Annotated in this window: 25 protein-coding genes; 20 read left to right on the forward strand and 5 right to left on the reverse strand. The window is 40.9% G+C overall.

The window, feature by feature from the left end:
• Nucleotides 1-59 precede the first annotated feature (59 nt).
• From ACFSMW_RS10155 to ACFSMW_RS10185, 7 genes are all read left to right on the forward strand, one after another.
• Nucleotides 60-1,094 (forward strand): efflux RND transporter periplasmic adaptor subunit, encoded by a 1,035-nt coding sequence (locus ACFSMW_RS10155; RefSeq protein WP_390355322.1) that lies wholly within the window; start codon nucleotides 60-62, stop codon nucleotides 1,092-1,094.
• Complete coding sequence (locus ACFSMW_RS10160; RefSeq protein WP_390355323.1) at nucleotides 1,094-1,792, forward strand: ABC transporter ATP-binding protein; 699 nt, start codon at nucleotides 1,094-1,096, stop codon at nucleotides 1,790-1,792. The genes ACFSMW_RS10155 and ACFSMW_RS10160 overlap by 1 nt, the downstream gene beginning before the upstream one ends.
• Complete coding sequence (locus ACFSMW_RS10165; RefSeq protein WP_390355324.1) at nucleotides 1,783-2,949, forward strand: ABC transporter permease; 1,167 nt, start codon at nucleotides 1,783-1,785, stop codon at nucleotides 2,947-2,949. Before ACFSMW_RS10160 ends, ACFSMW_RS10165 begins: the two co-directional genes overlap by 10 nt.
• A 132-nt stretch (nucleotides 2,950-3,081) precedes the next feature.
• Nucleotides 3,082-3,762, forward strand: a complete 681-nt coding sequence (locus ACFSMW_RS10170) for a response regulator transcription factor (protein ID WP_390355450.1) — start codon at nucleotides 3,082-3,084, stop codon at nucleotides 3,760-3,762.
• A gap of 1 nt (nucleotide 3,763) precedes the next feature.
• Complete coding sequence (locus ACFSMW_RS10175) at nucleotides 3,764-4,999, forward strand: sensor histidine kinase (RefSeq protein ID WP_390355325.1); 1,236 nt, start codon at nucleotides 3,764-3,766, stop codon at nucleotides 4,997-4,999.
• 241 nt (nucleotides 5,000-5,240) lie between these two features.
• Nucleotides 5,241-5,768 carry a hypothetical protein gene (locus ACFSMW_RS10180; protein ID WP_390355327.1) on the forward strand — a complete coding sequence of 176 codons (528 nt, stop codon included), beginning with the start codon at nucleotides 5,241-5,243 and terminating at the stop codon, nucleotides 5,766-5,768.
• Nucleotides 5,769-5,779: 11 nt separating this feature from the next.
• The gene (locus tag ACFSMW_RS10185) at nucleotides 5,780-5,902 is read left to right on the forward strand and encodes a hypothetical protein (protein WP_390355328.1); all 123 of its coding nucleotides are present in this window, start codon (nucleotides 5,780-5,782) and stop codon (nucleotides 5,900-5,902) included.
• Nucleotides 5,903-5,931: 29 nt separating this feature from the next.
• Here the strand turns inward: ACFSMW_RS10185 and ACFSMW_RS10190 are convergent, their stop codons facing one another.
• Nucleotides 5,932-6,600, reverse strand: coding sequence for an N-acetylmannosamine-6-phosphate 2-epimerase (locus ACFSMW_RS10190; RefSeq protein ID WP_390355330.1), 669 nt, complete (start codon nucleotides 6,598-6,600; stop codon nucleotides 5,932-5,934).
• A gap of 97 nt (nucleotides 6,601-6,697) precedes the next feature.
• On the reverse strand, nucleotides 6,698-8,248 hold the full coding sequence (gene ptsG, locus ACFSMW_RS10195; RefSeq protein WP_390355331.1) for a glucose-specific PTS transporter subunit IIBC: 1,551 nt from the start codon (nucleotides 8,246-8,248) through the stop codon (nucleotides 6,698-6,700).
• A 106-nt stretch (nucleotides 8,249-8,354) separates the two neighbouring features.
• Between ptsG and ACFSMW_RS10200 the strand changes: the two genes are divergently transcribed.
• From ACFSMW_RS10200 to ACFSMW_RS10230, 7 genes are all read left to right on the forward strand, one after another.
• A complete protein-coding gene (locus tag ACFSMW_RS10200; RefSeq protein WP_390355333.1) occupies nucleotides 8,355-9,152 on the forward strand; it encodes a MurR/RpiR family transcriptional regulator in 798 nt (265 codons plus the stop codon).
• A gap of 125 nt (nucleotides 9,153-9,277) precedes the next feature.
• Complete coding sequence (locus ACFSMW_RS10205) at nucleotides 9,278-10,096, forward strand: AraC family transcriptional regulator (protein ID WP_390355335.1); 819 nt, start codon at nucleotides 9,278-9,280, stop codon at nucleotides 10,094-10,096.
• A gap of 110 nt (nucleotides 10,097-10,206) precedes the next feature.
• A complete protein-coding gene (locus ACFSMW_RS10210; RefSeq protein WP_390355337.1) occupies nucleotides 10,207-11,538 on the forward strand; it encodes an ABC transporter substrate-binding protein in 1,332 nt (443 codons plus the stop codon).
• An 11-nt stretch (nucleotides 11,539-11,549) separates the two neighbouring features.
• The gene (locus tag ACFSMW_RS10215) at nucleotides 11,550-12,449 is read left to right on the forward strand and encodes a carbohydrate ABC transporter permease (protein WP_390355339.1); all 900 of its coding nucleotides are present in this window, start codon (nucleotides 11,550-11,552) and stop codon (nucleotides 12,447-12,449) included.
• A complete protein-coding gene (locus ACFSMW_RS10220) occupies nucleotides 12,449-13,276 on the forward strand; it encodes a carbohydrate ABC transporter permease (protein WP_390355340.1) in 828 nt (275 codons plus the stop codon). The genes ACFSMW_RS10215 and ACFSMW_RS10220 overlap by 1 nt, the downstream gene beginning before the upstream one ends.
• Before the next feature lie 30 nt (nucleotides 13,277-13,306).
• Nucleotides 13,307-14,443, forward strand: coding sequence for a Gfo/Idh/MocA family protein (locus ACFSMW_RS10225; RefSeq protein WP_390355342.1), 1,137 nt, complete (start codon nucleotides 13,307-13,309; stop codon nucleotides 14,441-14,443).
• A complete protein-coding gene (locus ACFSMW_RS10230) occupies nucleotides 14,424-14,861 on the forward strand; it encodes a YhcH/YjgK/YiaL family protein (RefSeq protein WP_390355452.1) in 438 nt (145 codons plus the stop codon). Before ACFSMW_RS10225 ends, ACFSMW_RS10230 begins: the two co-directional genes overlap by 20 nt.
• 96 nt (nucleotides 14,862-14,957) lie before the next feature.
• Here the strand turns inward: ACFSMW_RS10230 and ACFSMW_RS10235 are convergent, their stop codons facing one another.
• From ACFSMW_RS10235 to ACFSMW_RS10245, 3 genes are read right to left on the reverse strand one after another with little or no spacing between them, the layout of a single operon-like run.
• Complete coding sequence (locus tag ACFSMW_RS10235; RefSeq protein ID WP_390355344.1) at nucleotides 14,958-15,821, reverse strand: ROK family protein; 864 nt, start codon at nucleotides 15,819-15,821, stop codon at nucleotides 14,958-14,960.
• Nucleotides 15,822-15,830: 9 nt separating this feature from the next.
• Nucleotides 15,831-16,502, reverse strand: coding sequence for a FadR/GntR family transcriptional regulator (locus ACFSMW_RS10240; RefSeq protein ID WP_390355346.1), 672 nt, complete (start codon nucleotides 16,500-16,502; stop codon nucleotides 15,831-15,833).
• Nucleotides 16,480-17,196 carry a FadR/GntR family transcriptional regulator gene (locus tag ACFSMW_RS10245; protein WP_390355348.1) on the reverse strand — a complete coding sequence of 239 codons (717 nt, stop codon included), beginning with the start codon at nucleotides 17,194-17,196 and terminating at the stop codon, nucleotides 16,480-16,482. Before ACFSMW_RS10245 ends, ACFSMW_RS10240 begins: the two co-directional genes overlap by 23 nt.
• Nucleotides 17,197-17,498: 302 nt before the next feature.
• Here ACFSMW_RS10245 and ACFSMW_RS10250 point away from each other — a divergent pair, with 302 nt between their 5' ends.
• The 6 genes from ACFSMW_RS10250 (at nucleotide 17,499) to ACFSMW_RS10275 (ending at nucleotide 24,735) form a co-directional block, all read left to right on the forward strand.
• Complete coding sequence (locus tag ACFSMW_RS10250) at nucleotides 17,499-18,368, forward strand: N-acetylneuraminate lyase (protein WP_390355349.1); 870 nt, start codon at nucleotides 17,499-17,501, stop codon at nucleotides 18,366-18,368.
• Nucleotides 18,369-18,487: 119 nt separating this feature from the next.
• On the forward strand, nucleotides 18,488-20,017 hold the full coding sequence (locus ACFSMW_RS10255) for a sodium:solute symporter family protein (RefSeq protein WP_390355351.1): 1,530 nt from the start codon (nucleotides 18,488-18,490) through the stop codon (nucleotides 20,015-20,017).
• 267 nt (nucleotides 20,018-20,284) lie between these two features.
• Nucleotides 20,285-21,190 (forward strand): ribokinase, encoded by a 906-nt coding sequence (gene rbsK, locus ACFSMW_RS10260; protein WP_390355353.1) that lies wholly within the window; start codon nucleotides 20,285-20,287, stop codon nucleotides 21,188-21,190.
• A gap of 12 nt (nucleotides 21,191-21,202) precedes the next feature.
• Nucleotides 21,203-22,123 (forward strand): ribonucleoside hydrolase RihC, encoded by a 921-nt coding sequence (gene rihC, locus ACFSMW_RS10265; protein WP_390355355.1) that lies wholly within the window; start codon nucleotides 21,203-21,205, stop codon nucleotides 22,121-22,123.
• Nucleotides 22,124-22,140: 17 nt separating this feature from the next.
• On the forward strand, nucleotides 22,141-23,562 hold the full coding sequence (dcuC, locus tag ACFSMW_RS10270) for a C4-dicarboxylate transporter DcuC (protein WP_390355357.1): 1,422 nt from the start codon (nucleotides 22,141-22,143) through the stop codon (nucleotides 23,560-23,562).
• 147 nt (nucleotides 23,563-23,709) lie between these two features.
• Nucleotides 23,710-24,735: a LacI family DNA-binding transcriptional regulator gene (locus ACFSMW_RS10275; RefSeq protein WP_390355359.1), complete on the forward strand. Its 1,026-nt coding sequence runs from the start codon at nucleotides 23,710-23,712 to the stop codon at nucleotides 24,733-24,735.
• Nucleotides 24,736-24,755: the final 20 nt, after the last annotated feature.

Below are 24,755 nucleotides of genomic sequence, written 5' to 3' on the forward strand. Positions count from 1 at the left end.
GGATAATGTGGTTAGCAGATTGTAGGGCTAATCATTTTTTAGGAAAGGATGTTGGATCGATGAAGAAGTGGATTATGTCGGTTTGTATATTAGTTGTTTTGGCAGCGGGAGGAGGTTGGGTGTATTTTCATTTCAAGCACGACCAAAACCCTGTCATGGCTGCGAATGCTACAACAACTGTGAAGCAAGGGGAATTGAATGTGGAAATAAGTGGTTCCGGATCAGTCGCATCAGCCAGCAGCAAGGATGTTAAAACAAGCAGCATGGACGAAGTGAACGAAGTATTGGTTTCCAAAAATGACACCGTAAAAAAAGGGGATGAACTTCTCACTTTCACGGATGGGAGTGATCCGCTTGTCGCTCCTATAAGCGGTACAGTCACTTCAGTGGATGTTTCCAGCGGTGATAAAGTCAATAATGATCAAGCTGTGGCTCACATTACTAACTATAAGAAGCTGAAGACAACGATTAAAGTGGATGAATTGGATATTTCCAAAGTGAAAGTTGGACAAACGAGTGACATAACTGCCAGTGCATTTCCGGATGAAACCTTCAAAGGCAAAGTAACGAATGTAGCTCGTGAAGGTGAGGCGAATAATGGGGTGGCTACCTTCGATGTTACGGTCAGCATCACAGATGCAAAAAAGCTGAAAGTCGGTATGTCTACGGAAGCGAGCATTCTGACCGAGAGTGCGGAAGATGCTCTTTATGTGCCGGTTGAAGCCGTACATACGAGTGGTGACCAAAAGTATGTTGTACTTGCAGATGGTGAAAAAGATAGTGATGCGGCGGAATCGAATGCAGGGAGGGCCACCTCACGGATCGAAGTGGAAACTGGTATATATAATGACACCTATGTTGAAATCACGAGCGGTTTGGAGGCAGGGCAAAAAGTGCAGCTGCCGACAATTGAGAGAAGTAAGGGGGATACCAAGGAATCCTCTGAAATGGGAGATGGCATGAGGCTCGGCGATGGTCCAGAGGGCGGCCAAGGTCCCGGCAATGGTAATCAAGGACCTGGCATGATGCCTGGAGGAAATAATGGCAGTGGAATGGGTGGTTCCAGCCAAGGCCCAGGAAGGGGTGGTGAATAATGGAAAAGATATTGATCGAGATGAAGCAGTTAAATAAACAATATCATATTGGTGATGCGTCCATCACAGCTTTAGATAATGTATCCTTAACTGTCAAAGAGGGAGAATTCATAGCCATTATTGGTCCATCAGGTTCCGGGAAGTCCACTTTGATGAATATGATTGGTTGCCTGGACAAGCCTGATGAAGGTCAATATACACTTGCTGGTGAACAGGTAGCTAAGATGAATGACAACCAGCTGGCCGCTATTCGAAATAAGCGGATCGGGTTTATATTTCAGAGTTTTCATCTGCTGCCAAAACTGACTGCGGTGGAAAATGTAGCATTGCCTTTGCTGTACAACGGCATCAACAGCAGGCAGCGAAGAAAGAATGCTGAAGAATGTCTGGAAAAGGTAGGTTTGCTTAATAGAGCGTCGCACCTTCCTGCACAATTATCCGGCGGTCAGCAGCAGCGGGTGGCTATTGCCAGGTCACTTGTTTGCCGGCCATCCATTTTATTGGCGGATGAGCCTACAGGTGCCTTGGACAGTAAAACAAGTGCTGACATTCTTCAGATGCTAAAGGACTTGCAAAAACAGGGCCACACATTGGTCATGATCACACATGATATGGAAGTGGCCAAGCAGGCCAAGAAAATTATTCAAATGAAAGACGGAAAGCTGTATGACCAAAGGAGCGAATTACTATGGGGGTGATGCAGTCAGTAAAATTGGCATTGCGGAATATACAAACAAGCAAATTGCGTTCTTTTTTAACTATGCTGGGAATCATCATCGGCGTCGCATCTGTCATCGCTCTTGTTTCCATTGGCAAATCGTCTACACAATCTGTTACAGAGCAAATTAATGGTTTAGGAACGAATTTGCTGACTGTCAATGTAACAGATGCAGATCAGGGAGATATAACGAATGACGATATCCAGCAGGTAAAAAAGCTGAATGGGGTAGCGTATGTCGCTCCGCAAGTATCTGGCAGGGTAACAGCGAAAAGCGGAAATACATCTTCCCAGGTCAGTTTAACAGGGACAACATCTGCGTACCAGCATATCAAGGGCTTATCTTTAACGAACGGAAGATTCTTATCAGATCTGGATGACGAATACAGACAAAAAATAGCTGTTCTCGGTTCAGAAACTGCGGAAAATCTATTTGGTACAGATAACCCGGTTGATCAGAAAATCCAGCTGAATGGCACCTCTTATAAAGTAGTTGGTGTGCTGGCATCTAAAGGGAGTACAATTGGCCAAAGTGGGGACAACACGATTATCATTCCTATCCATACAGCAGAACGGCTTTTGCAGACGCTTTCGATTCAATCATTATCCGTGCAAACAACAGAAGGGCAGATAAATTTAGTCGAAGGGCAATTGGAACGGTTGTTTTATTCCCTCTTTAACCAGGATGCGGATAGCTATACCATAACGAACCAACAGGATGTGATGGATACAATGGATGCTGTGAATGATACCATGACAACACTGCTGGCAGGAATAGCAAGCATTTCGCTGCTCGTTGGAGGTATTGGCATCATGAACATCATGTTTGTTTCCGTGTCTGAACGGACCAAAGAAATTGGCATCCGCAAGGCAATCGGCGCCAGGCGTAAAGATATCCTTGTACAATTTTTGATGGAAGCAATTGTTTTAAGTGCATTTGGCGGTGTTATTGGTGTGGCTATAGGCTTTACAGCGGCAAAACTGTATGCCGTTATAACTGGCGGGGCCTTCGTTCTCCATTTGTCACTTGCAGCTGTACCATTTTTATTTTCACTTTTTGTCGGGATTGTATTTGGCGTTTTTCCAGCTAATAAAGCGTCCAAGCTTCAGCCAATCTATGCTTTGCGTTCTGAATAGTGAAGGAAGACTTTTCCCTGTGAAAATGGGGGAGTCTTCCTCTTATTGTGATGGTAAAAGCATGATGGCTGAGACTGTTTTTTCAATCTCGGCGGCAATTTTGATATGATATAAGAAATGGAGGCTGGAATGATGCGGATATTGATAGTGGAAGATCATACAGATTTGTTGGAAGCGATGCAAAAAATGCTGCAGGATGAGTTTACGATCGAGACTGCAACAAATGGGGAAGAAGGGCTCTACTTGGCTATGCAAAATATTTATGATGTCATTTTATTGGATGTGATGCTTCCCGACCTGGATGGATTTTCCATTTTAAAAAAGCTTCGTGCTGCCAATATGATGGTACCGATACTTTTTGTCACAGCCAAGGATGCGTTAGATGATCGCGTCAAAGGTCTGGAAATGGGCGGTGATGATTACTTGGTCAAGCCTTTTCAAGGACCGGAGCTAATTGCCAGAATTCGGGCTTTGCTTAGAAGAAGCGGCAATTTGACAATTGACCATACGCTTTGTTATCGCGGGATCACACTATCTGGCAAAGAGCAGCCAATCTTTGTTGATGGCAATGAAGTGAAATTAACAATCACCCAGTATGAACTGTTGGAATATCTCATCCATAACAGCGGGAAAATTGTCACGAAGGAACAAATATATGACCGTGTCTGGGGGTACGATTCAGAAACGACGGTGGCGATTGTGGAGGTATATATCCACCATTTGCGTAAAAAATTGGAGCCATTTTCTTATCATAAAGATATTCAAAATGTACGTGGCATCGGCTATATTTTAAAAGAGCCAAAGGAGAACTGACATGTTCAAAAAAACCCGCCTGCGCCTGACCTTGCTGCATTCGATTGTGTTTACACTGTTTATTTTGGTCATGGGATTTGTAATTTATGATTATGTTCATACGTACATTTATAAAGATGTAGATCATTCATTGTTAGACGCCGTTGGGCAATTGGAAAAAGAACATCGTTTGATGCCGAATATGAAACCGCCCGGCGTCAATCCACAACAGTCCGTTTCGGTTGCGGTCTGGAGCGAAGATGGGCAGCTGTTGAATCCAGATAATGTATTTGACGAGGCTATCATAACAAAGAATCGTAAGAAACTGATTCCTGAAAAACAAAAAGTCTTGAAGGATGTTGCCTTGCAGGAAGTAAAATACCGGGTTATCAGTGTGGAAGCTATTCTTCAGGGCAACCCCGTTACTGTGACGTTCATTCGTAATATCGATGTGGAAAATCAAGTCATGTCGCGTTTGCTGCATATCATGATTGTCGGATGTGTGGTTGGTATCATATTCGCTGTGGCTGCTGGTTTCTTTCTAGCTGCCCGGGCGCTGCGGCCGATCAAACACGCTTGGGATAAGCAGCAGCAATTCGTCTCAGATGCTTCACATGAAATCCGGACCCCGATCGCAGTTATTCAGTCGCGCGGAGAAGTGCTGCTGCAATCCCCGCAAGCGACAATTCAGGAGAAAGCGGATGATGTCTCCGTTATTCTAAAGGAGTGCCGCAGACTCACTAAGCTTGTAAAAAATTTATTGACACTCGCTAGGTCAGATTCGAACACAATCCAACTCGATCGTAAAAAATTTGCCTTGAACGAACTGCTGCAGGATATAGTCGGGCATTATGCAGAATTCGCTCAGTTCCAAGGAAAAGAAATATCTCTGGCGCCATTGCCAGCTATCACATTTTATGGGGATCGGGATCGTATTCATCAGCTGCTCATCATCCTGTTGGATAATGCGATGAAATATACAGATAAACATGGTGTTGTGAAACTTTCCGCATATGAAACGAAGCATACGATAAATATTGAGGTAGCTGATAATGGTATCGGGAGGAAAGAAGAGGAGCTGGCCAACATATTCGACCGTTTTTACCAAGTAGATAAATCACGGTCTAAAACAGATAGTCTCGGGCTTGGTTTGTCCATTGCTGTTTGGATTGTCGAACAGCATGAAGGAAAGATAAAGGTTAAAAGCCAATGGGGCAGTGGCAGCTGTTTTACAATCGTTTTTCCCAAAAAGCATTAAGTGGGAATTCTTTTGCTTGGTACGTTTACTGTATTTTAAAACGTTTCCTCTTATGACTCTTTTTTAGTCTTCTAAACGTAATACATATGTGTTAATCTTATCGCATACATACTATGCGCGGAGCACACGGATGTAACGATGTAACGGAATATTTTTCTATTACGGGAAGTACAAGGAAGGAGAACAAAGGGCACGGTAATCCAACTCTTTATACCAAATACGAATATAGGGGTAGGTCAGGATGTTCTTAAGAGATTGCGTCATGTATATGGCGATTTTTGGTATATTCAGTGTTACTTGGTTCGGCTGGGCGCAGGAAAATCCCAAAAAAAGTTGGCGTAAATATCTTGGGTTGGCTGCTGTCGCCGGACTTTTGGTAGGTTCGGCCGGCATTTATTTGAGTGTGGTAAACTGGCATGAACCCACTGCTTTAGCTGACGTAAGCACCTATAAAAGCTATTTGTTCTTTGTCTATCTCGAATTTTTTCTGGCAGGGATAGGTGCGTTAATTTTGATAAAACGTAAAAAGGCTGCGTATGTTGCTCCATGGGTTGCTTTTGTAGTTGGCATACATTTTTTCTGGCTGAAGCCCATTTTTGCGGATGCTGCTTTATATATTTTAGCGATCATCCTTATTCTGGTCTCAATAACCTCATTGTGGATTTCCAAAAAACTGGATGTTGCTGCCAGTGCTATCACGGGTATCGGAGCTGGTACTGCACTTTTCTGCTTTGCGATATTAGGATTGGTTCGGTACCTGATGATATAGGAGGCTCCGGTTTGAAATGTGAAAATAAGCCGCTTCAAAAAGCCGATTCCTTACACGTAGAGGAATCGGCTTTTGCAACCTTAAGAGATATGTTGCTATTTAAAATGGGTGGGTCATACCATAATCCGCTATAATACATTCACACAATTAGCTAAGCGGGCGGTCATTTCACTTTCTCGGCAAAGCGTTCGGTGATTTGCTTTGGTCTGGTGATTGCTCCGCCAACAACGACTCCATGGACACCTAGCTCAAAAGCGCGTTCAAGCATTTCTGGTGTGATGATATTCCCCTCTGCAATAACGGGAGCTTTGACAGATTGGATGATTTCTTTAAGAAAATGGAAATCATTATCGTACAGCTTTTGTCCCTTTGTATCGGCAGTATAGCCATGTAATGTGGTGCCAACATAATCAAATCCCAATTTGTCAGCTTCGATTGCATCTTCCAGGGTGGAGCAGTCTGCCATCAATTCGACGTTTGGTGCTTTTTCTCTTACATACGCTACGAGCTCTGCCAGTGATTTTTCCGGACGCTCGTATTTCGTTGCGTCCATGGCAATTACTTCGCAGCCGCTTTCGATCAATTCATCCATCTCTCTGGTTGTTGCAGTAATGTATACTTCTGAGCCAGCGTAGTTTCGTTTGACAATACCGATAACAGGCAGGTCTACTTCTTTTTTGATGGCGATGATGTCTTCTTTCGAATTGGCACGTATTCCTTTGGCACCGCCTTGGAAGGCTGCTAACGCCATTTTGCTCATGATGAAGGATGAATGAAGCGGTTCATCCTCCAATGCCTGGCACGATACGATCAAATCATTTGGTAAATACATTGTGATCACTCCTCTTTTGGTTGGGGAAAGAACCCGGTTGCGTTATCACTAAATCGCTATTTGTTTTAGTGTAACGCGGGGTCTCCCCAGATCCGGATTAATTTTCTAATTCCTCTTCTACTTCGTTTTTAATGATGGAAACTTGCGGGCCATAAATGACTTGGACACCGCTTCCCCTTACGAGCACTCCTCTGCTCCCTGTTTGTTTCAGTACCTCCTGGTCAACTTTTTCGCCATCTTTGACGGTAACGCGTAATCTGGTGGCGCAATTGTCAACATCAACCAGATTTTCTTTTCCGCCTAAAGCCTCGATAATCGTTGTTGCACGTCCGCCTTTGGAAGAAACCGCATTTTTATTTCCTGATACGGAAGTCTCTGATTCATCTTCGCGACCAGGCGTTTTAAAGTTGAATTTCTTGATAAGGAAACTGAATACAAAGTAATACAGGAAGAACCAGACAATGCCAATTGGAATGACATAAAGCCAGTTTGTTTTGCTCTCGCCTTGTAAAACACCAAACAGGATAAAATCAATGAATCCGCCTGAGAAAGTCTGTCCAATGGTGATATTGAAAATATCCGCCATCATGAATGCCAGGCCATCAAAAAATGCATGGATGACATAGAGCACTGGTGCGATGAACAGAAATGAAAACTCCAACGGTTCGGTGATACCTGTTAAAAACGATGTCAGAGCGGCTGATAACATCAAACCGCCAACAACTTTTTTATTTTTAGGTTTGGCTGTTTTATAAATAGCCAGAGCGGCTCCAATCAGACCAAACATCATCGTGATGAATCTTCCCGACATGAAACGTGAAGTACCTTCAAAGAAATGCTTGACGTTTGGGTCACCGAGCTGGGCAAAAAATATGTTCTGTGTACCCTGTACTAAATGTCCTCCGATTTCCAGAGACCCGCCAAGACCGGTTTGCCAGAAAGGAAGATAAAAAATATGATGCAGACCGAATGGGCCAAGCAATCGTAAAATGAATCCGAAGAAAAAGGTTCCGATCACACCGGTAGCATTCACGATATTTCCAAGGTGTGAAATAATATCCTGGAAGAACGGCCAAACGAAATACATGATGGTTCCCAGGATGATAGCTGAAAGTGCCGTAATGATCGGCACGAACCGGGATCCTCCAAAGAAGCCGAGATACTGAGGTAATTCAATTTTATTGAAACGATTGTGCAGTATTCCGGCCATAATTCCAACCAGAATACCACCAAACACACCCATTTCCAATGTTTGAATACCAAGAGCTGTTCCTTGGCCCACAGCTGAAAGATTATCTTTTGCCAGACTGCCGGAGATACTTAAAATGGCATTGACTGTGGCGTTCATGACCAGATAGCCAACGAACGAAGCCAAAGCGGCAGTACCTTTATCGGACCTTGCCAAGCCAATCGCAATACCGACTGCGAAAATGGCAGGGAGATTTGCAAAGACGATATTTCCCGCACTGCTCATTACCGTAAAAATGGCTTGAAGCCAGGCGTGGTCTAAAACAGGATAAGTGCTGATTGTATTTGGATTAGAAAGCGCGCCGCCAATCCCCAGTAAAAGACCGGCTGCAGGCAATATAGCAATTGGCAGCATGAATGACTTGCCAAATTGTTGCGCTTTTCCGAAAAGATTTTTCATATTTACACCTCTCTTTGAAAATTATTTTCATATAAATAGTATCAAACGCTTACAAGTTTGTCAATTATGGTATGATGTAGTGGAAAACGCGCAGAGGGGGCAAAAAATGGACTTAGAGAATCGGATACAAAAATATAATTCTCTCCTGACAGAAAATGACCGAAAAATCATCGCTTATTTATTAGCTCATAAATCTACTACGATTCATAAATCTATCACCGATTTATCGAAAGAAGTACATGTTTCACCGGCAGGTATTACCAGGTTTTGTAAAAAACTGCAGTTCGAAAACTTTCAGCAGATGAAATATGCATTAGCCACGTCTGTCCCGAAAGAAAAGGAAAAGAAAGACATCTCGGATATCATTTTTTATTATTATGAAACCATTATCAAATCGACCAAACAGTTTATTACAAAGAAGCAAATATCCCGAATCATTGCCATCCTGTCACATGCAAATAATGTGATATTTTGCGGGATGGGAAACTCTGGCGTGATTGCGGAGGAATTCAATAGCAGGACAGAAAGGATGGGCATTAACTCGCAGTCGATAACCGATTCGCATGCGATGCTGATCAAAAGTACTTTGATGGACAGCCAAGACGTGCTTTTTTGTTTTTCATATACTGGACGGACACAGTCAGTGGTTGATTCGGCAAGGATTGCAAAAGATAATGGGGCAAAAGTGGTAGTGATCACCAATTATGATGAAACAGAGCTTACAAGAATTGCTGATGAGGTAGTGTTGATCTCCAGTCATATTTATATGGATGATGAAAAGTTCATTAATACACAAATCGCCAGTCTATTTGTGCTTGATATACTCACATACACACTTCTGGAGAATGACAAATGGATGGAAAACAGGAAAAAAACGCTTGATTCTATCAATAGATATGGTTGAAACGAAGAAATTATGAAAGCAATTATATTGCTCGGATTCCTAGGGAGATAAAGGATTAGGTGGAATGGTGCTGAGTCATCAACTTTGATGAAATTAGAAAGCATGGGGGTGTGAGAAGTACAAACATGATATCTTTCATTTTAAATCTTGATTTTCTTTATATTGCCTCATATAAATTTTCAACTCCCTGGAGTTATATAGAAAGAGATATTCCCTATTCGATGTTAAGATACATTACTAATGGAAAAGCTAGATTTAAGGTGGATGACAAAGCATTCAATATTGAGAAAGATGATATTATATATTTTCCGGAAGGTAGTTCCATTGAGTGTTACGCTTTAGGTGGTACGCTTGAGTTTTTAAGTATTCGTTTCTTTAATTCCTCTGAAAAAATGGGTACAGGATTTTCAAATCAGCACTTACCGATATCTTTAAGGATTAAGGCTGTTGATGATAATATGAGAGAAGTATTTTTTGAAATTTTATCTGCTTTCAATTCTCAAGAAAAAGGGAAGAACTATATTGTTTTAGGGCAACTTTATTCTTTGATCGGTTTGCTGCTTAATCATTCCAAGAATGAAGAGGGGCGGAGACTAAGTGATGGAGCGATTAATTTCAAACAGGATAATAGGATTATGCAGGTGATTCATTTTGTTAACTCGAATCCTGGAATGAATCCAAGTATAGAATTTTTAGCTAAAATGGTTGATTTAAGTATATCGCAATTTCGATTATTATTTAAACAAAGTACAGGCAAATCACCTTCGACCTTTATTTATGAAAATAAAATGGAGATTGCATCCGAGGAACTAATTAAAACAAACAAGCGAATCTCAGATATTGCTTTAATGCTAGGGTACGAATCACCTAATTATTTCTCGCGTATTTTTAAAAAAACCTATGGGCTTACACCAAAAGAATATAGAAACAAAATTAGAAAATAGCACAAATCGGCGGTTTGTGCTATTTTTCGTTGGTTTATATTATATAAATCAAAACGTATGTAATTTATAATTGAAATCATTGAAAACGCTTTATATAGGGAGGGTTACGTATGAAATGTAAGATTTTTATATCTATTGTTTTGTTTTCTATACTTATAAGCGGATGCAGCAATGAAAAAGACTCAGGAAATGAAGGGATAAATAGCCAAGGAGAACTGGAGGGCGAAATTACCTTTTGGCACTCCTTTACGCAAGGACCCAGGAAGCAATATATTGAGGATGTTGCAAAAGAATTCGTAACAGAGAATCCAAAAGTCAAAATAAATATCGAAACTTTTGCATGGCCGGAATTTTATACAAAGTGGACCACTGGACTTCAGGCGGGGCAAGTTCCTGATGCAAGTACAGCTCTTCCTAACCACGTAGTAGAAATGCTTGATGCACATGCCTTAGCTCCCGTAGATGATGTAATTGATGATATCGGCAGAAATCGATTCTATGACGGCCCTCTAAGGGAAGGAGAACAGAACAAGAAACATTATTCAGTCCCGCTGTATTCCCATGCACAAGTAATGTGGTACAGAAAGGACTTATTGAAAAAAAACGGGCTTGATGTTCCGGCTACTTGGCAGGAACTAATGGAGGCTGCAGACAAAATAAATAATCCGCCCTCTGTCTATGGTCTTTCCGTTCCGATGGGACAAGGTGACATGATGGCTACACGATTTTTAAATTTTTATGTGCGAAGCGGTGGGGGTACCTTGCTAAAAGATGGAAAAGTTGATCTGACAAGTGATTTAGCACAAGAGGGTATTAAATATTGGATTGATATGTACAAGAAAACTTCTCCACAGGGATCAATTAATTTTAAAGTGCTGGATCAGGCGACTCTTTTCTATCAGGGGAAAACAGCTTTTGATTTTAACAGCGGATTCCAAATAGATGGGGTGGCAACAAACTCACCAAATCTTGTGGACGATATTGCAGCTGCTCCAATCCCCAAAATCAATGAAAATGATCCAGATCGTGGTATCGAAACGTCGAACATCCCCATTGTTATCTGGAAACATAGCAATAAGAAAGCAATAGCAAAAGCGTTCATTGAAAAATTGTATAGCGAGGAAGATTACATTAAGTTTCTCCACGCTGTTCCAGGCGGTATGCTGCCTGCCTTGAAAGACGTGGCTAAGAATCCGAAATATCTGGAAAACCCAATCATTCAACAATTTAAATCTTCCATAGATACCATCCAAAAGTCTGTTAATAACGGTACTGCTATTGGAATGGAAAATGGACCAAATATAGAATCTGGTATACTCACCAGCCAAAGCATTATAGAAAAAATGTTTCAAGATATTGTCTTAAAAGATGAAAGTGTCAAGGAAGCTTCAGAGAAGGCGGAAAAGGAATTGAATCGTTTATTTGAAATATCTACGAAGTAGGGGGGAAATAAGTGAAAAACGCTGCAGGTAGTATTAAAAAAATGGATAAAGCTGGACTGGCCTTCATATTACCGGCTGTAGTTATTGTGGTACTACTCTTGTTGTATCCAATTATTTCGAGCATATTCTATAGTTTTACATCCAAAAATCTGATTAAAAGTGATTATCGTTTCATAGGATTGGATAATTTTATCTTCGTTTTAACGAGTCCTGCTTTTTATAAGGCATTCATAAACTCCGTCATTTGGACAACTACTTCTATCGCAGGGCAATTGGTTTTCGGATTCCTTGGCGCGTTAGCACTGAACAAAATACCGAGATTCTCAGGATTTTTCAGAGTACTACTAATTATACCATGGGCATTTCCTGCCATAGTAATCGCATTTTCATGGAAGTGGGTTTTCAACGATGTGTACGGATTTCTCCCTAATTTACTCACACAAATCGGGATTACACAGACAAATATAAATTTCCTGGCTGATGCTCATTTTGTTTTTTTAGCAGTAGTGTTTATCAACATTTGGTTTGGAACGCCGCTTTTTATGGTCAACATTCTTTCCGCTTTGAAAACAATACCTAAGGAACAGTACGAAGCAGCCCTAATGGATGGAGCAAGTCCGTGGCAATCATTCTTAAACATTACGTTGAGGCATATTCGGGGTGTTATAGGCTTACTGGTTGTCTTAAGAACAATTTGGGTATTCAATAACTTTGATTTATTATTTTTGATCACTGGCGGCGGGCCATCAGATCTTACTACAACACTGCCAATATACGCATATCATGCAGGTTGGGGATTAAAGCAACTAGGTGTCGCTTCTGCCATCACTATTCTATTATTGTTTTTCTTACTTGTCGTTTGTTTCGCCTACTTTAAATTACTGAATCGATGGGAAAGGGAGGATAGATAATGAACAAGCGCAGACTTTCCATGATTGGTATATATGTATTTCTGATAGTAATGTCAATAATTGCGATTTTCCCGCTTGTTTGGATTATACTATCGTCTTTTAAATCCCCGGGAGAAATGGCCGATAGTCCGCTATCGTTTTTTCCAAAGGAGTTTACATTTGATTACTACTATCAAGTATTGCATGGTTTAAGTTTTGGAACAAATATCAGGAACAGTATTATCGTGTCTTGCTTTGCAACCGTTATTACAATCATAGTCTCCTCTTTGGGGGCTTATGGTGTGGTAAGATTTTTCCCTAATGCAGGAAGAAAGATGACAAAGCTGTTAATTACAACGTATATGTTCCCGCCTATTTTATTGGCTATTCCGTATACAATCATCATCGTTAAAGTGGGGATGATCAATACATGGACAGGCCTTATAATCACCTATTTATCTTTTTCCATTCCGTATGCCATTTGGATGTTAATTGGTTTTTTCAACACTGTACCATTGGAAATTGAAGAGGCTGCAAAGGTTGACGGGGCGGGGAAATTACGTGTATTTCTGCAAGTGGTCCTGCCTGTTGTGACACCAGGAATTGTCGCAACAGCCATCTATACGTTTATCAATACATGGAATGAGTTTCTTTTTGCATTGTTACTAATAAACTCATCCGAGAAAATGCCGATATCAGTTGCTTTATACTCTTTAACCGGGTCAGAAGTTCTGGATTGGGGACAGATGATGGCTGCTTCCGTAATTGTCGTATTGCCGTCTATTATTGTTTTTATGTTTATACAGAAAAAGATATCTGGAGGTTTGTCGGATGGGTCAGTTAAATAAATTCAAAAATCATAAAAAGGGAGAATTGAAATGAGAAATATAAACTACGGTGTTATTGGTGCAGGGTATTTTGGATCAGAATTAGGAAGAGTGTTAAGTAAAGTAGAGGGTGCAACAATCAAAAGCGTATACGATCCGGAAAGAAAAAATGCATTGAAATTGTCCGCAGAATTGAATTGTGCAGTAGATCATTCCATCGATTCGTTGTGCGATCGCGCAGATATTGATGCGGTGATAGTAGCCTCACCAAATGGGTATCATAAAGAACCTGTTATCAAAAGTGCTAAAAATAAAAAGCATATTTTTTGTGAGAAGCCAATTGCTTTGAGTTATAAGGATTGTAAGGAAATGATTGATTCAGCAAGAGAAAATGGTGTTATTTTTATGGCTGGACATGTGATGAACTTCATGAATGGCGTCAGGAAGGCAAAGGAACTGATAAATGATGGGGTGATTGGTGATGTCCTATTTTGCCATGCGCAAAGAAATGGCTGGGAAGAACCGCAACAGGATGTGAGTTGGAAAAAGATGAGAGACATTTCTGGCGGGCATCTTTACCATCATATCCATGAATTAGATTTCATCCAATTTATTATGGGGCCGGCAAAACAAGCTACCATGGTAGGAGGTAATGTTGCTCACCAAGGTGAAAGCTTTGGTGATGAAGATGATATGTTATTTATTACTTTGGAATTTGAAGGAAATCGATTTGCAACGCTACAGTATGGCTCGGCGTTCAGATGGGCTGATCATTTTGTTAAAATTCAAGGTGAAAAGGGCGCTATTCTCATTGACATGCAAGATGTGAAAGTTGTACTGAAGACTTCAAATCACACGGAGACCTTTTTGCTGCATCGCACGAAAGAGGAAGATGACGATAGAACGAATATCTATCTCGGCAGTGAGACGGATGGAGCCATTATGTATGGAAATCCTCACAAGAAGCCACCATTATGGTTACAAGGTATTATCGAAATGGAAATGAATTATTTTCATAGCATTCTGCAAGGTGGGGAAGCGGAGGAAGAATTCAAGCCTCTTCTTGATGGAACAGCCGCAATGGCATCCATCGCTACCGCGGATGCACTGACTAGATCTATTCATGAAGATAGAAAAGTATATGTAAAAGAAGTTTTGAGTGATAAAGATGATATACGATCGCATTGATAATATATTTTTATATAAGGATGTTATTCCCGCTGAAATAATAGCTGATATTCATGACCAGCTGTTTGAACCTCAAACATTAGAAGGTTATCAAAAGAATCATATTACCTTCCGGCTTGCATCAGACAAAGATTTTGAAATGCACCGTAAGCATATCGACTTGCATGTCATGATACAAGGGGTAGAACAGTTTGCAATGACCTTCACAGATCGATTAGAAGAATTAGGACCATTCCATCAAGAGAGGGATATCGGTTTTGGTAAAGGGAATAATAAAGACTATATAAACGGGCAGTTAAAGGAAGGGGAATTTATATTATTTTTCCCACATGAGGGGCATAAAGTAGGATTCTCTGAGACAGGTGCAGGTGAAACAGCAGAAAAGATAGTATATAAAATCCCATGGGAAAATAAATAAAAATAGACAGTTCTCAGCATGAAATGCTTGCGTGAGGACTGTCTATTTTATTTCGCTTCTTAACAAATCCTCTGAATTTGTTTCAGGATTGCCTTCTCATTTAAAAAATGGATATACGGCGCCGTACAGTGCGGCGTCGTTGTATAGTTGGGCAATGCGAATGTCTGTTTTCATGAAACCTTCTGGTAAAAACGCTGGAATGTGTTTTTGAATATATTCGAGCAGGTACGCACCTTGTGCGGATACGCCACCGCCAATGATAATGCACCCCGGGTCAGCGATCAAGATGATTTGCGCGAGTCCAGCTGCAATTTCACGTGTCCAATCAGAAAGGATCGTTTCACATGGACCATCGCCTTGTTTCGCCTGCTTAAACACTTCTTTCGCTGTCATATCATTGCCGAATTTCGAATTGATCATATGATTCAAAGCGGAGGTGGAGGCGCGCATTTCAAAATTGGTCTGCGTATCTCGTTCATACAGGAGATAACCGACTGAATTGGCTTGGAAATGGGCACCATCCAACAATCCACCATCAAACCAGGCACCACCGATTCCAGTCCCAAGGGTGATGCAAAACACGTTATCTTCTCCAGCCGCCGCACCTTTCCAACGCTCTCCAAGCAGGGCAGCGTTCACGTCATTCTCGACGTGTACGGGCAAATCAAATGCTGCCAGGGTCTTTTTAAAATTCGTTCCGCGATAATCTTTGATGGTCGGGCCAGCATAAGCGATTTCTCCTTGATCACGGTTGACGATTCCAGCGGTGCTAATTCCGATACCGCTTAGCTTGTTGCGCGAGCTGTAATCAGAGACGATCGCTTCTACCTGCTTGGCGATAGCTTGGTCGATATTCTCTTTTGTTGGTGTTTTTTGGCGGCTGACCAGCTCCTGCTTTTCATTTAGCAGAGCATATTTGATAAAAGTGCCGCCGATATCGATAGAAAGGTAGTTTGCCATAATGTCCTCCTACGCCTTTGCATTATTAATATGTTTGGTAAGCAGTGCTTTTGCTTTTGCGGCATCCCGCTGTTCCAGCGCATCAACAATGGCGACATGCTCCATTGTCAAAGAGCGGTATTCCTCTAGCGATAGCTGGATATGCTGCACCTGAAAAAAATAACTGGTGATCATATTGGTCAGCTGGATGAATAGCTGGTTGTTCGTCGCTTGCAGAAGCTGTTTATGAAAGGCAGTATCTGCTTCTCTGTATGCTTCCAATGTAGTTGCCTGCAAGTTCTCATCGACTATTTTTCTCAGTGTTTGCACTGCTTCAGCGTCGCCTTTGGTGATGATTTCATCAATAGCGCTTGATTCAAATATGACGCGCAGCCCTAAAATATCTCTGATATTTCCGCTGTTGATTTGCCAAAGAAAGAAAAAGTTATCCAGCAGATTCGCAATGTTGGATTCATTCAGAAATGCGCCTTGCCCCTGCCGGACACGGATGACACCTGTATTTTCCAGATAACTTAATGCCTCGCGAACGACGGATCTGCTTACACCGAACATTTCTGTGAATTTCCGTTCGGTTGGCAGTTTGTCACCGGCATGCAGCTGTTCATCCAGTATATATCGTTTGATTTCTTGAATGACGGTTTGTTTTAAGGATTTTCTTTCAACTGATTGAATGGGTTCCATCTTGTGTGTCCGCCTCCATTTGATTGGTGAATACGAAAATCGGTTCCAAATGCTGGATCATTGTCTGCTGTGCCTGATAGAGATCCTTTACTTTCAGAGAATCGATAATCGCCTCGTGCTGTTCATGGGATGGAAGCAGCAATGCTTCGTTTTGTATCATGTCCATCTTTGCAAGGGAAAAGTATTCATGGATGATTTCGCTAAAATGATAAAATGTCTCATTATTTGTAGCTTTGATCAAAAACTGATGGAACAGACGGTCCGCTTTACGTGTATCTCCATTATGGATAACTGCTTGATAATAAGAATCGTTGATTGCCTGTAATTGCTGAAAGTCCACCGGCACATCTTTCTCAATGATTAAACGCAATGCCCCAAGTTCGACGACTTTGCGGATTTCCACCAATTCTCTTATTTTCACGCCGTGTGTATCATAATGATGCTTCAAAATCCCCTTGATTGCATCCAGGTTCGGATTATCAATATACACACCGCCGCCGGGCTTTATCTTCAATATCCCGACAGATTGCAAAGAAATCAACGCTTCCCTTACGACAGTCCTGCTCACCTGCAGCTGACTGACTAGTTCTTTTTCGGAAAGATATTTGTCATTAGGTTTCAGATCGCTTGCCGCGATATGCTGTTTGATCCGCTTGATGGCAATATCGACTAGCGACTCCTTTTGAATCGACAAATGAATCACCTCTCACACTATTCATCTCTGTTTTCATCATATCATATCGTCCATCGTTTTCGTGAAACCCTTTTCGATATCGTGAATTTCAGGAAGCGTGAATCCCGAACATCTACCAATTTGAAATCCACATTGGCTATCTGATACTGATGTTCATCCAGGGGATTTTGCAAGGAACGAATGCATAAAAAAATAGTTGACTTTTTTGGAAAACGCTTTTATGATGAACTTGTAAACAAAATTGGTCTGACAATATTATATCTTTGTTAGTCCACTTAATCAATACTTAGGAGGCTACATTTATGAAAGGGCTTTTTTCAGCACTACTCGTACCTTTTGATGAAAAAGGAAATATAAAAGAACAAGGATTACGTGACATTGTCAGACAAAATATAGAAGTCCAGCAGGTTGATGGTTTGTATGTCAACGGAAGTTCCGGAGAGAATTTCATGCTGTCGACTGAACAAAAGAAAACGATCTTTCAAATTGTCAGTGAAGAAAACGCAGGCAAGGTCAAATTGATTGCACAAGTAGGGTCGATCAACTTGGATGAGGCTGTGGAGCTTGGTAAATATGCCACTTCACTTGGTTATGACAGCTTGTCTGCTGTGACCCCGTTTTACTATAAATTCAGTTTTGAAGAAATCAAGCATTACTATGAAACAATCATTGCAGAAACAAATAATAATATGATCATTTACGCCATTCCTGCATTGACAGGCGTATCGATGGATGTGGCACAATTCGATGAGCTTTTCCAAAATGAAAAAATCATTGGGGTCAAATATACAGATGGCAACTTCTTCATGCTGGAACGTCTGCGGAAGCGCTATCCGAATAAACTGATCTATTCCGGTTTTGATGAAATGCTCATTTACGGTGTGATTTCCGGTGTGGATGGTGCTATCGGAAGTACCTATAACATCAATGGTAAACGGGCAAAACAAATCATGGCGCTTTGCCATGAAGGGAAAGTAGACGAAGCTTACGAAGTGCAGCATGTGACCAATGATTTGATCGAGAAAGTACTTGATCTGGGACTGTATCAAACATTGAAAGAAGTGCTCAATCAAAAAGGCTTTGATGCCGGTACATGCAAAAAGCCGATGAGCGGCTTTGACAGCAGTAAAATAGAAGAAGTGAAAAAACTGGTTGCAGATTTCAATCTGTAAGTAAACATGGCGGCATTCTCCAGCAGAATGCCGCATACAGTTAAATTTTTTTGGAATCAATGGAAACGCTTTATAGAAAATGTAAGCACTTTAATAGATGACACAAGGGGGAAATTACATTGGAAAAGGTAGGTCTTGGTACAGCAAACTGGATTGTTTTGATTATATACTTGCTGGCAATGCTGGCAGTGGGTATTTATTTCACCAAACGCTCCGGAAAAGATACAGATGCTTTTTTTACCGCCGGGGGAAAAATACCCGCCTGGGCTGCTGGATTCAGTATTTATGCTACAACACTTAGCGCAATCACGTTCATGTCGACACCAGAGCAAGCTTTTTTGACTGACTGGTCTTATGCTGCAGGAAACTTAGCTATTTTCGCCATTATTCCTGTGCTGATTTATTTCTATATACCATTTTTCAGGAAGTTGAACGTAACGACAGCGTATGAATATTTGGAAGAGCGTTTTGGTGTCTCCATGCGTTCAATCAGCAGTCTGCTTTTCATACTGTTCCATATCGGAAGGGTTGCTATTGTCGTATATCTGCCGACACTTGCTATCACTTCGGTTTCTGATATCAATCCCGTTTTAATTGCAGCCGCAGTAGGCGTTTTATGTATCATTTATACTTTCCTTGGCGGCATGGAAGGAGTTATCTGGAGCGATGTGATTCAGGGAATCCTCCTTTTAGGCGGTGCGCTTTTAATCTTGATACTTGGTATTTCACTTGTCGACGGCGGATTCTCTACAGTCGTGAATGATGCTGTCAGCGATGGCAAATTCTTCACTGCTGACAATTGGAAATTCGGTACTGCGGCGGCCGCGATTCCGATTATTTTCCTTGGTTCCATTTTTAATAACCTGCACCAGTATACCGCAAGCCAGGATGTCGTGCAGCGTTATCAGACAACAAGCTCCGTCAAGGAAACAAATAAATCCTTGTGGACAAACGGTTTTCTAGCATTGATCACCATCCCGATTTTTTATGGCATGGGTACAGTTTTGTACAGTTTTTACACACATGCAGAGGCGCTGCCGGAAGGATTCAACACATCTGCAGTTGTTCCTTATTTCATCGTCACAAGCCTGCCGGCCGGTATTGCCGGGTTGATGATTGCAGCCATTTTCGCTGCTTGCCAGTCTACGATCTCATCCAGCTTGAACAGTATTTCTGCTTGTGTCGTTACGGATTTCAAACAGCGCTTCTTTGGCAAGGATCATGGAAAAAGTGATGTGCTGCTTGCACGCTGGGCAATCATTATCGCCGGTATTCTTGGTGTAGGTGCTGCATTGTATCTGGTATCCACCAACCGTGCGGAAACTTGGAATTTATTCTTGGCAATTACCGGACTGTTCGGTGTGCCGATTGCCGGTATCTTCGCCCTGGGGATTTTCACCAAGCGTGCGAATACACCAGGTGTCTTGATTGGTCTGGTCCTGGCAGCTATAACCTCTTATTTTGTAGGAAAAACAAGTCTGACTCCATTCGCTGTCAGCATGGTGTCATTCTTCAGCTCATTCATCTTTGGGTATATCATCAGTCTGTTCTTTCCGAATGCGAATAAAAATATCAACGGGCTTACGATTTATACGAAGAATGAAGAATATATCAGAAGCGATGCCAGAAAAGATTATAAAGGCGCTTGAAAGTGAGTCGAAAAGAACTAGAGGGACAGACCTCTGGTTCTTTTCTCTTTTTTTAGTTTGGTTGGTGGAAATTGTTATGTGATAGAGGGAAAGGCTGCACGTACTTCTAGTCATCTAAATAAGCATTCCCTATGAAATATCATATTTTCTTTCATAGTCTAAATGGTCTTTTAAGTTTTTCGATACAAAAAAGATATTGACGATTTGAATAACAGGGTGTAATATGAACTGGTAAAACGTTTTACCAACATCGAGAGGAGCAAAACAATGAAAAAAATTCTCGTGTTTGGCAGCTTAAATATGGATTTATCCATTCAAGCAAATGACATTCCACGAAACGGAGAAACAATAGATGGGGGGGCATTTTTTATTTCTCCAGGAGGAAAAGGCGCTAACCAAGCGGTGGCAGCTCAAAGAAGTGGTGCACATACATACATGATTGGCAGTGTAGGCGATGATGTTTTTGGAAAACAACTTACAACCTCCTTGGAACGAGAAAAAATAGACTGTGATTTTATCTTAAAAGAAAAAGATGTATCAACTGGAATAGCAATGATTATCCGCAATAAAGGGGATAACCGTATTATTCTAGGTGCGGGTGCTAACCATGATGTGACAGTAGAGCACGTTGAGGAGGCAATTCGTAAAATATCACACACGAATGACATTTTTCTAACACAGTTTGAAAACGATTACGAAGTAGTTTTAGAGTCTATGACCAAAGCAAAACAACAGAAACTCTTTACCATTTTCAACCCTGCTCCAGCAAAAATAATCCCAGCAAAAATTTATAAAAGTATAGATTTATTAATCGTAAATCAATGGGAAAGTGAAATGCTTACAGGGATCTATCCGAAAAATGAGGAGGATTGCCAAAAGGCTATTCGGCTGTTAATAGATAAAGGAACAAGGTCGGTGATTATTACGATGGGAGCCGGAGGAAGCACCTATGGTAATTGTGATCAATATCTATTCATTCCGAGCAGTCAGACAACCGTTGTTGATACAACTGCTGCGGGCGATACGTATATCGGGTCATTGGCTTATGGACTGTCGGCCGATATGGAAATAAAAGCTGCGATGATATATGCAACAAAGGCAGCGGCATTATCTATAACGAAGCAAGGTGCGCAGGAATCTATTCCGTATAAAAAGGACATAGAGAAATTCTAAGGAGGAGTTCAGATGATGAAGAAACCAGTTATTATAGATACGGATCCGGGAATTGATGATGCAGTAGCAATTGCTATTGCACTCCACGATGAAACGCTCGAAGTGCGTCTGATCACAACTGTTGCGGGAAATGTAAGCTTAGAAAAAGTTACAAATAACGCTTTAAAATTAGTGAGATTTTTTGAAATGGATGTTCCTGTAGCAGCTGGAGCCAATCGGCCTTTAATCAAAGAAGCAATAGATGCAAGCAATGTCCATGGGGAAACTGGTATGGGGGGCTATGATTTTGAGGAGCCTGATGAAAGTTTGCTTTTGAAGGAACATGCAGTTACTGCAATGTATAAAGAAATTATGAATAGTGAACAACCTGTTACAATTTTAGCAATTGGGCCACTCACAAATATTGCGTTGCTGATAAGGCTTCATCCAGAAGTAAGCGATAACATTAAAGAGATCGTAATGATGGGTGGATCGACAGCGCGCGGCAATGCTGGGGTGATGGCTGAATTCAATGTTTTCGCGGATCCAGAAGCGGCTAAAATCGTTTTTGACTCTGACATACCACTAGTTATGGTCGGACTTGACATTGGTTTGAAAGCGCTTGTTTACCCGGAAGACAGTCGAATTATTAAGGGTATGAATGAAACTGGAGATATGATTTACCAATTATTCCAGCATTATCGGGGCGGCAGTTTGAGAAAAGGGTTGAAAATGTATGACAGTACTGCAGTAGGGTATTTGCTTAATCCCGATATGTTTGAAATCGCAGAAACATATGTCGACATCGAATTAAATGGTCCCTTGACAAAAGGCTGTACAGTCGTTGACTTAAAGGGATACCTTGGAAAAGCGCCTAATGCTAAGGTGGCAGTAAATATTGATACCGCCCAGTTTAAAGAATGGTTTGTTGCAAGCATAGGGAAGTGTAAATAAAGAGGGGAGTGCTTGTTATGCTGCACGATATTATCATGTATGGTTCCGCCATTTTGGCAGTGGTAGTAGTTGTTTACATGCTTATAAAAAAAATGGACATAAAAATAGCTTTGTTTCTTATGGGCGTCGTGTTGCTGTTTATTAGTCTGGCAATGGGCAATACAATTGCTGTAACAGATTTTCAATCAACAGGTTCGGCTTTATTCGATCCACTTCAAGTTATTGTTGATCAATTTAAATCAACGTTAACCAGTTCAGGGCTTATCATACTGATGCTTGGTGGATACACTGCCTATATGTCCTCCATCGGTGCGAACGATGTGACTGTCCAAGTGATGACCAAACCGATTGGAAAAATAAAGTCGGTTTATATTCTTGTTCCCATCGTGTTTTTATTGGGGAATTTATTGTCAGTCGTTATTCCTAGTGCATCCACATTGGCTATCCTTTTGCTGGCTACGCTATATCCTGTCTTGAAAAGGGCCGGAATGTCGACATTGAGCATAGCTGCTATTATTGCAACATCTGCAACAATTATCCCAACTCCACTGGGCAGTGACAATGTAGCAATAGCTGGAGAACTTGCTAAACACTCTCAATTTGCAAATATGACGGTCACCAATTATGTGTTCGATTACCATGCCATTGTATCAATACCAACCTTGCTGTTTATTGCATTGATGCATTATTTTTGGCAAAAACGAATGGATAAAAAGCAACTTACTCAATCTGAGATTGAAAACGTTGATTTGAAAGAGGTGAAGGAAATCCATGGGGGAAAATGGTTCAAAACGGTTTATGCGATTTTGCCTATCTTTCCTATCATTTTGTTGCTTATTTCGTTTGTACTTGAACTGTCAACGGGTATTTCCGTTACAGTCAGTGTAGAAATCTCAGTTCTGGTGTCGTTAGTTTTGGCCATAATTTGTGAATTGATCAGAAACAAAGGCAATAAAAAAGTGCTTGCTGATACTGAAACCTTTTTTAAAGGTATGGGAAATGCTATTCCAATTGTAGCCTTGATTGTTGCGGCCTCTGTATTTGTAGCTGGATTACAGTCAATTGGATTAATTGAACAGTTGCAAGCTTCTATGCAACATATTCAAGGAGATGGGTTCAATTTTATTTTGCCATTGCTTATGGTTCTTTTCACGGCTCTGATTGTTTTGCTAAGTGGGAGTGGCATCGCTTTGTTTTTCGCCATGGTACCTCTTGTTGTGCCGCTAGCAGCTGCAGCTGGAATCAACCCGATCGCCCTCTCTGTACCGATGGGAATAGCTGGTGGGCTATTCCGAGCTGTATCGCCGGTAGCAGCGGTTGTATTGATTATCGCTGGCACTTTAAAAATAGACCCATTGGCAATTATTAAAAGGACATCCGTTCCAATGCTTGCTGGTGTCGTATTCATGTTTATTTTATCCATGATTATGTACCTATGATAATGAAGATTGAGATGAGCCGTTTTTCTTCACGGCTCATCTTTTTGCGATAATATTGCAAATACGTAAGAAATGATGTGATAATAGAAGTATATTTTACAGATGAAACGAACATCACATCGATTGAGGGAAAGCGGGATATGAATTATGCGAGTAACGATTAAAGATATAGCTAAAATGGCTGATGTGTCCCCAAGTGCCGTATCTCTTGTGCTTAATGACAGGCCGTGTCGTGTGTCTGAAGAAAAAAAAGCGACTATTAAACGCATTGCCAAAGAATATAATTATGCTGCAAACCAGATTGCCAGAAGTTTGGTTACTAGAAAAAGTAAAACAATAGGTCTGCTCATCCCCGATATTGAAAATATCTTTTTTTCTTCTCTTGCCAAGCATATTGAAGAACGATGTCGCCAAAAAGGCTATATGTTGATTATCGTCAACTCGGATAATAAGTATAAGCATGATTTAGAGTTGCTTGAGTTATTAAAGTCACGTTCCATTGATGGCTTATTCTTGATTCCCAGTGACGAATCATACGAAAATAATACAGAACTAATCAATCAACTTCGAAATTTAGATAATGCGAAATTTCCTTACGTGATGATAGATCGGATATTTTCCGAGCATCCCTGCAATAAAGTATGGTTTGATAATGAAGAGGGAGCTAATCTTGCTGTTTCGCATTTATTGGAAAGTGGCCATCAAAAAATAGCTTGTATTGCCAACAGCAGCGATTCATTAAATGGGAAGTCTAGATTGACTGGTTATTACCGTGCGATGGAAAAGTATAATTGTGAGATAAACCCTGAATTTGTCATTGAAGGGGACTATCGAATGGACAGTGGTTTCCGGGCAGGGAAAAAACTACTAAATCAGGATATTTCAGCTGTGTTTGTAACGAATGACATGATGGCCTTGGGCTTATTAAAAGCGGTATATGAAAAAAATATGCAGGTTCCCAATGACATATCCATTATCAGCTATGATAATACGATTAATTCTTATATATTTGGAGTTGAACTTACGGCAATTGAACAGGATGTGTGCAGCCTAAGTAATCATGCAGTTAGATTGTTATTTTCACAATTAGAAAAAGAGAATAAAATTCCAGAGGAGATTTGCCTAATTCCAAAACTAATTAAGAATACCAGTGTACTAACAGTAAGACAGTAATTAAAAGTTAGTCCACCAGT

Source organism: Tigheibacillus halophilus, assembly GCF_042683165.1.
Classification (GTDB): domain Bacteria; phylum Bacillota; class Bacilli; order Bacillales; family Amphibacillaceae; genus Tigheibacillus; species Tigheibacillus halophilus.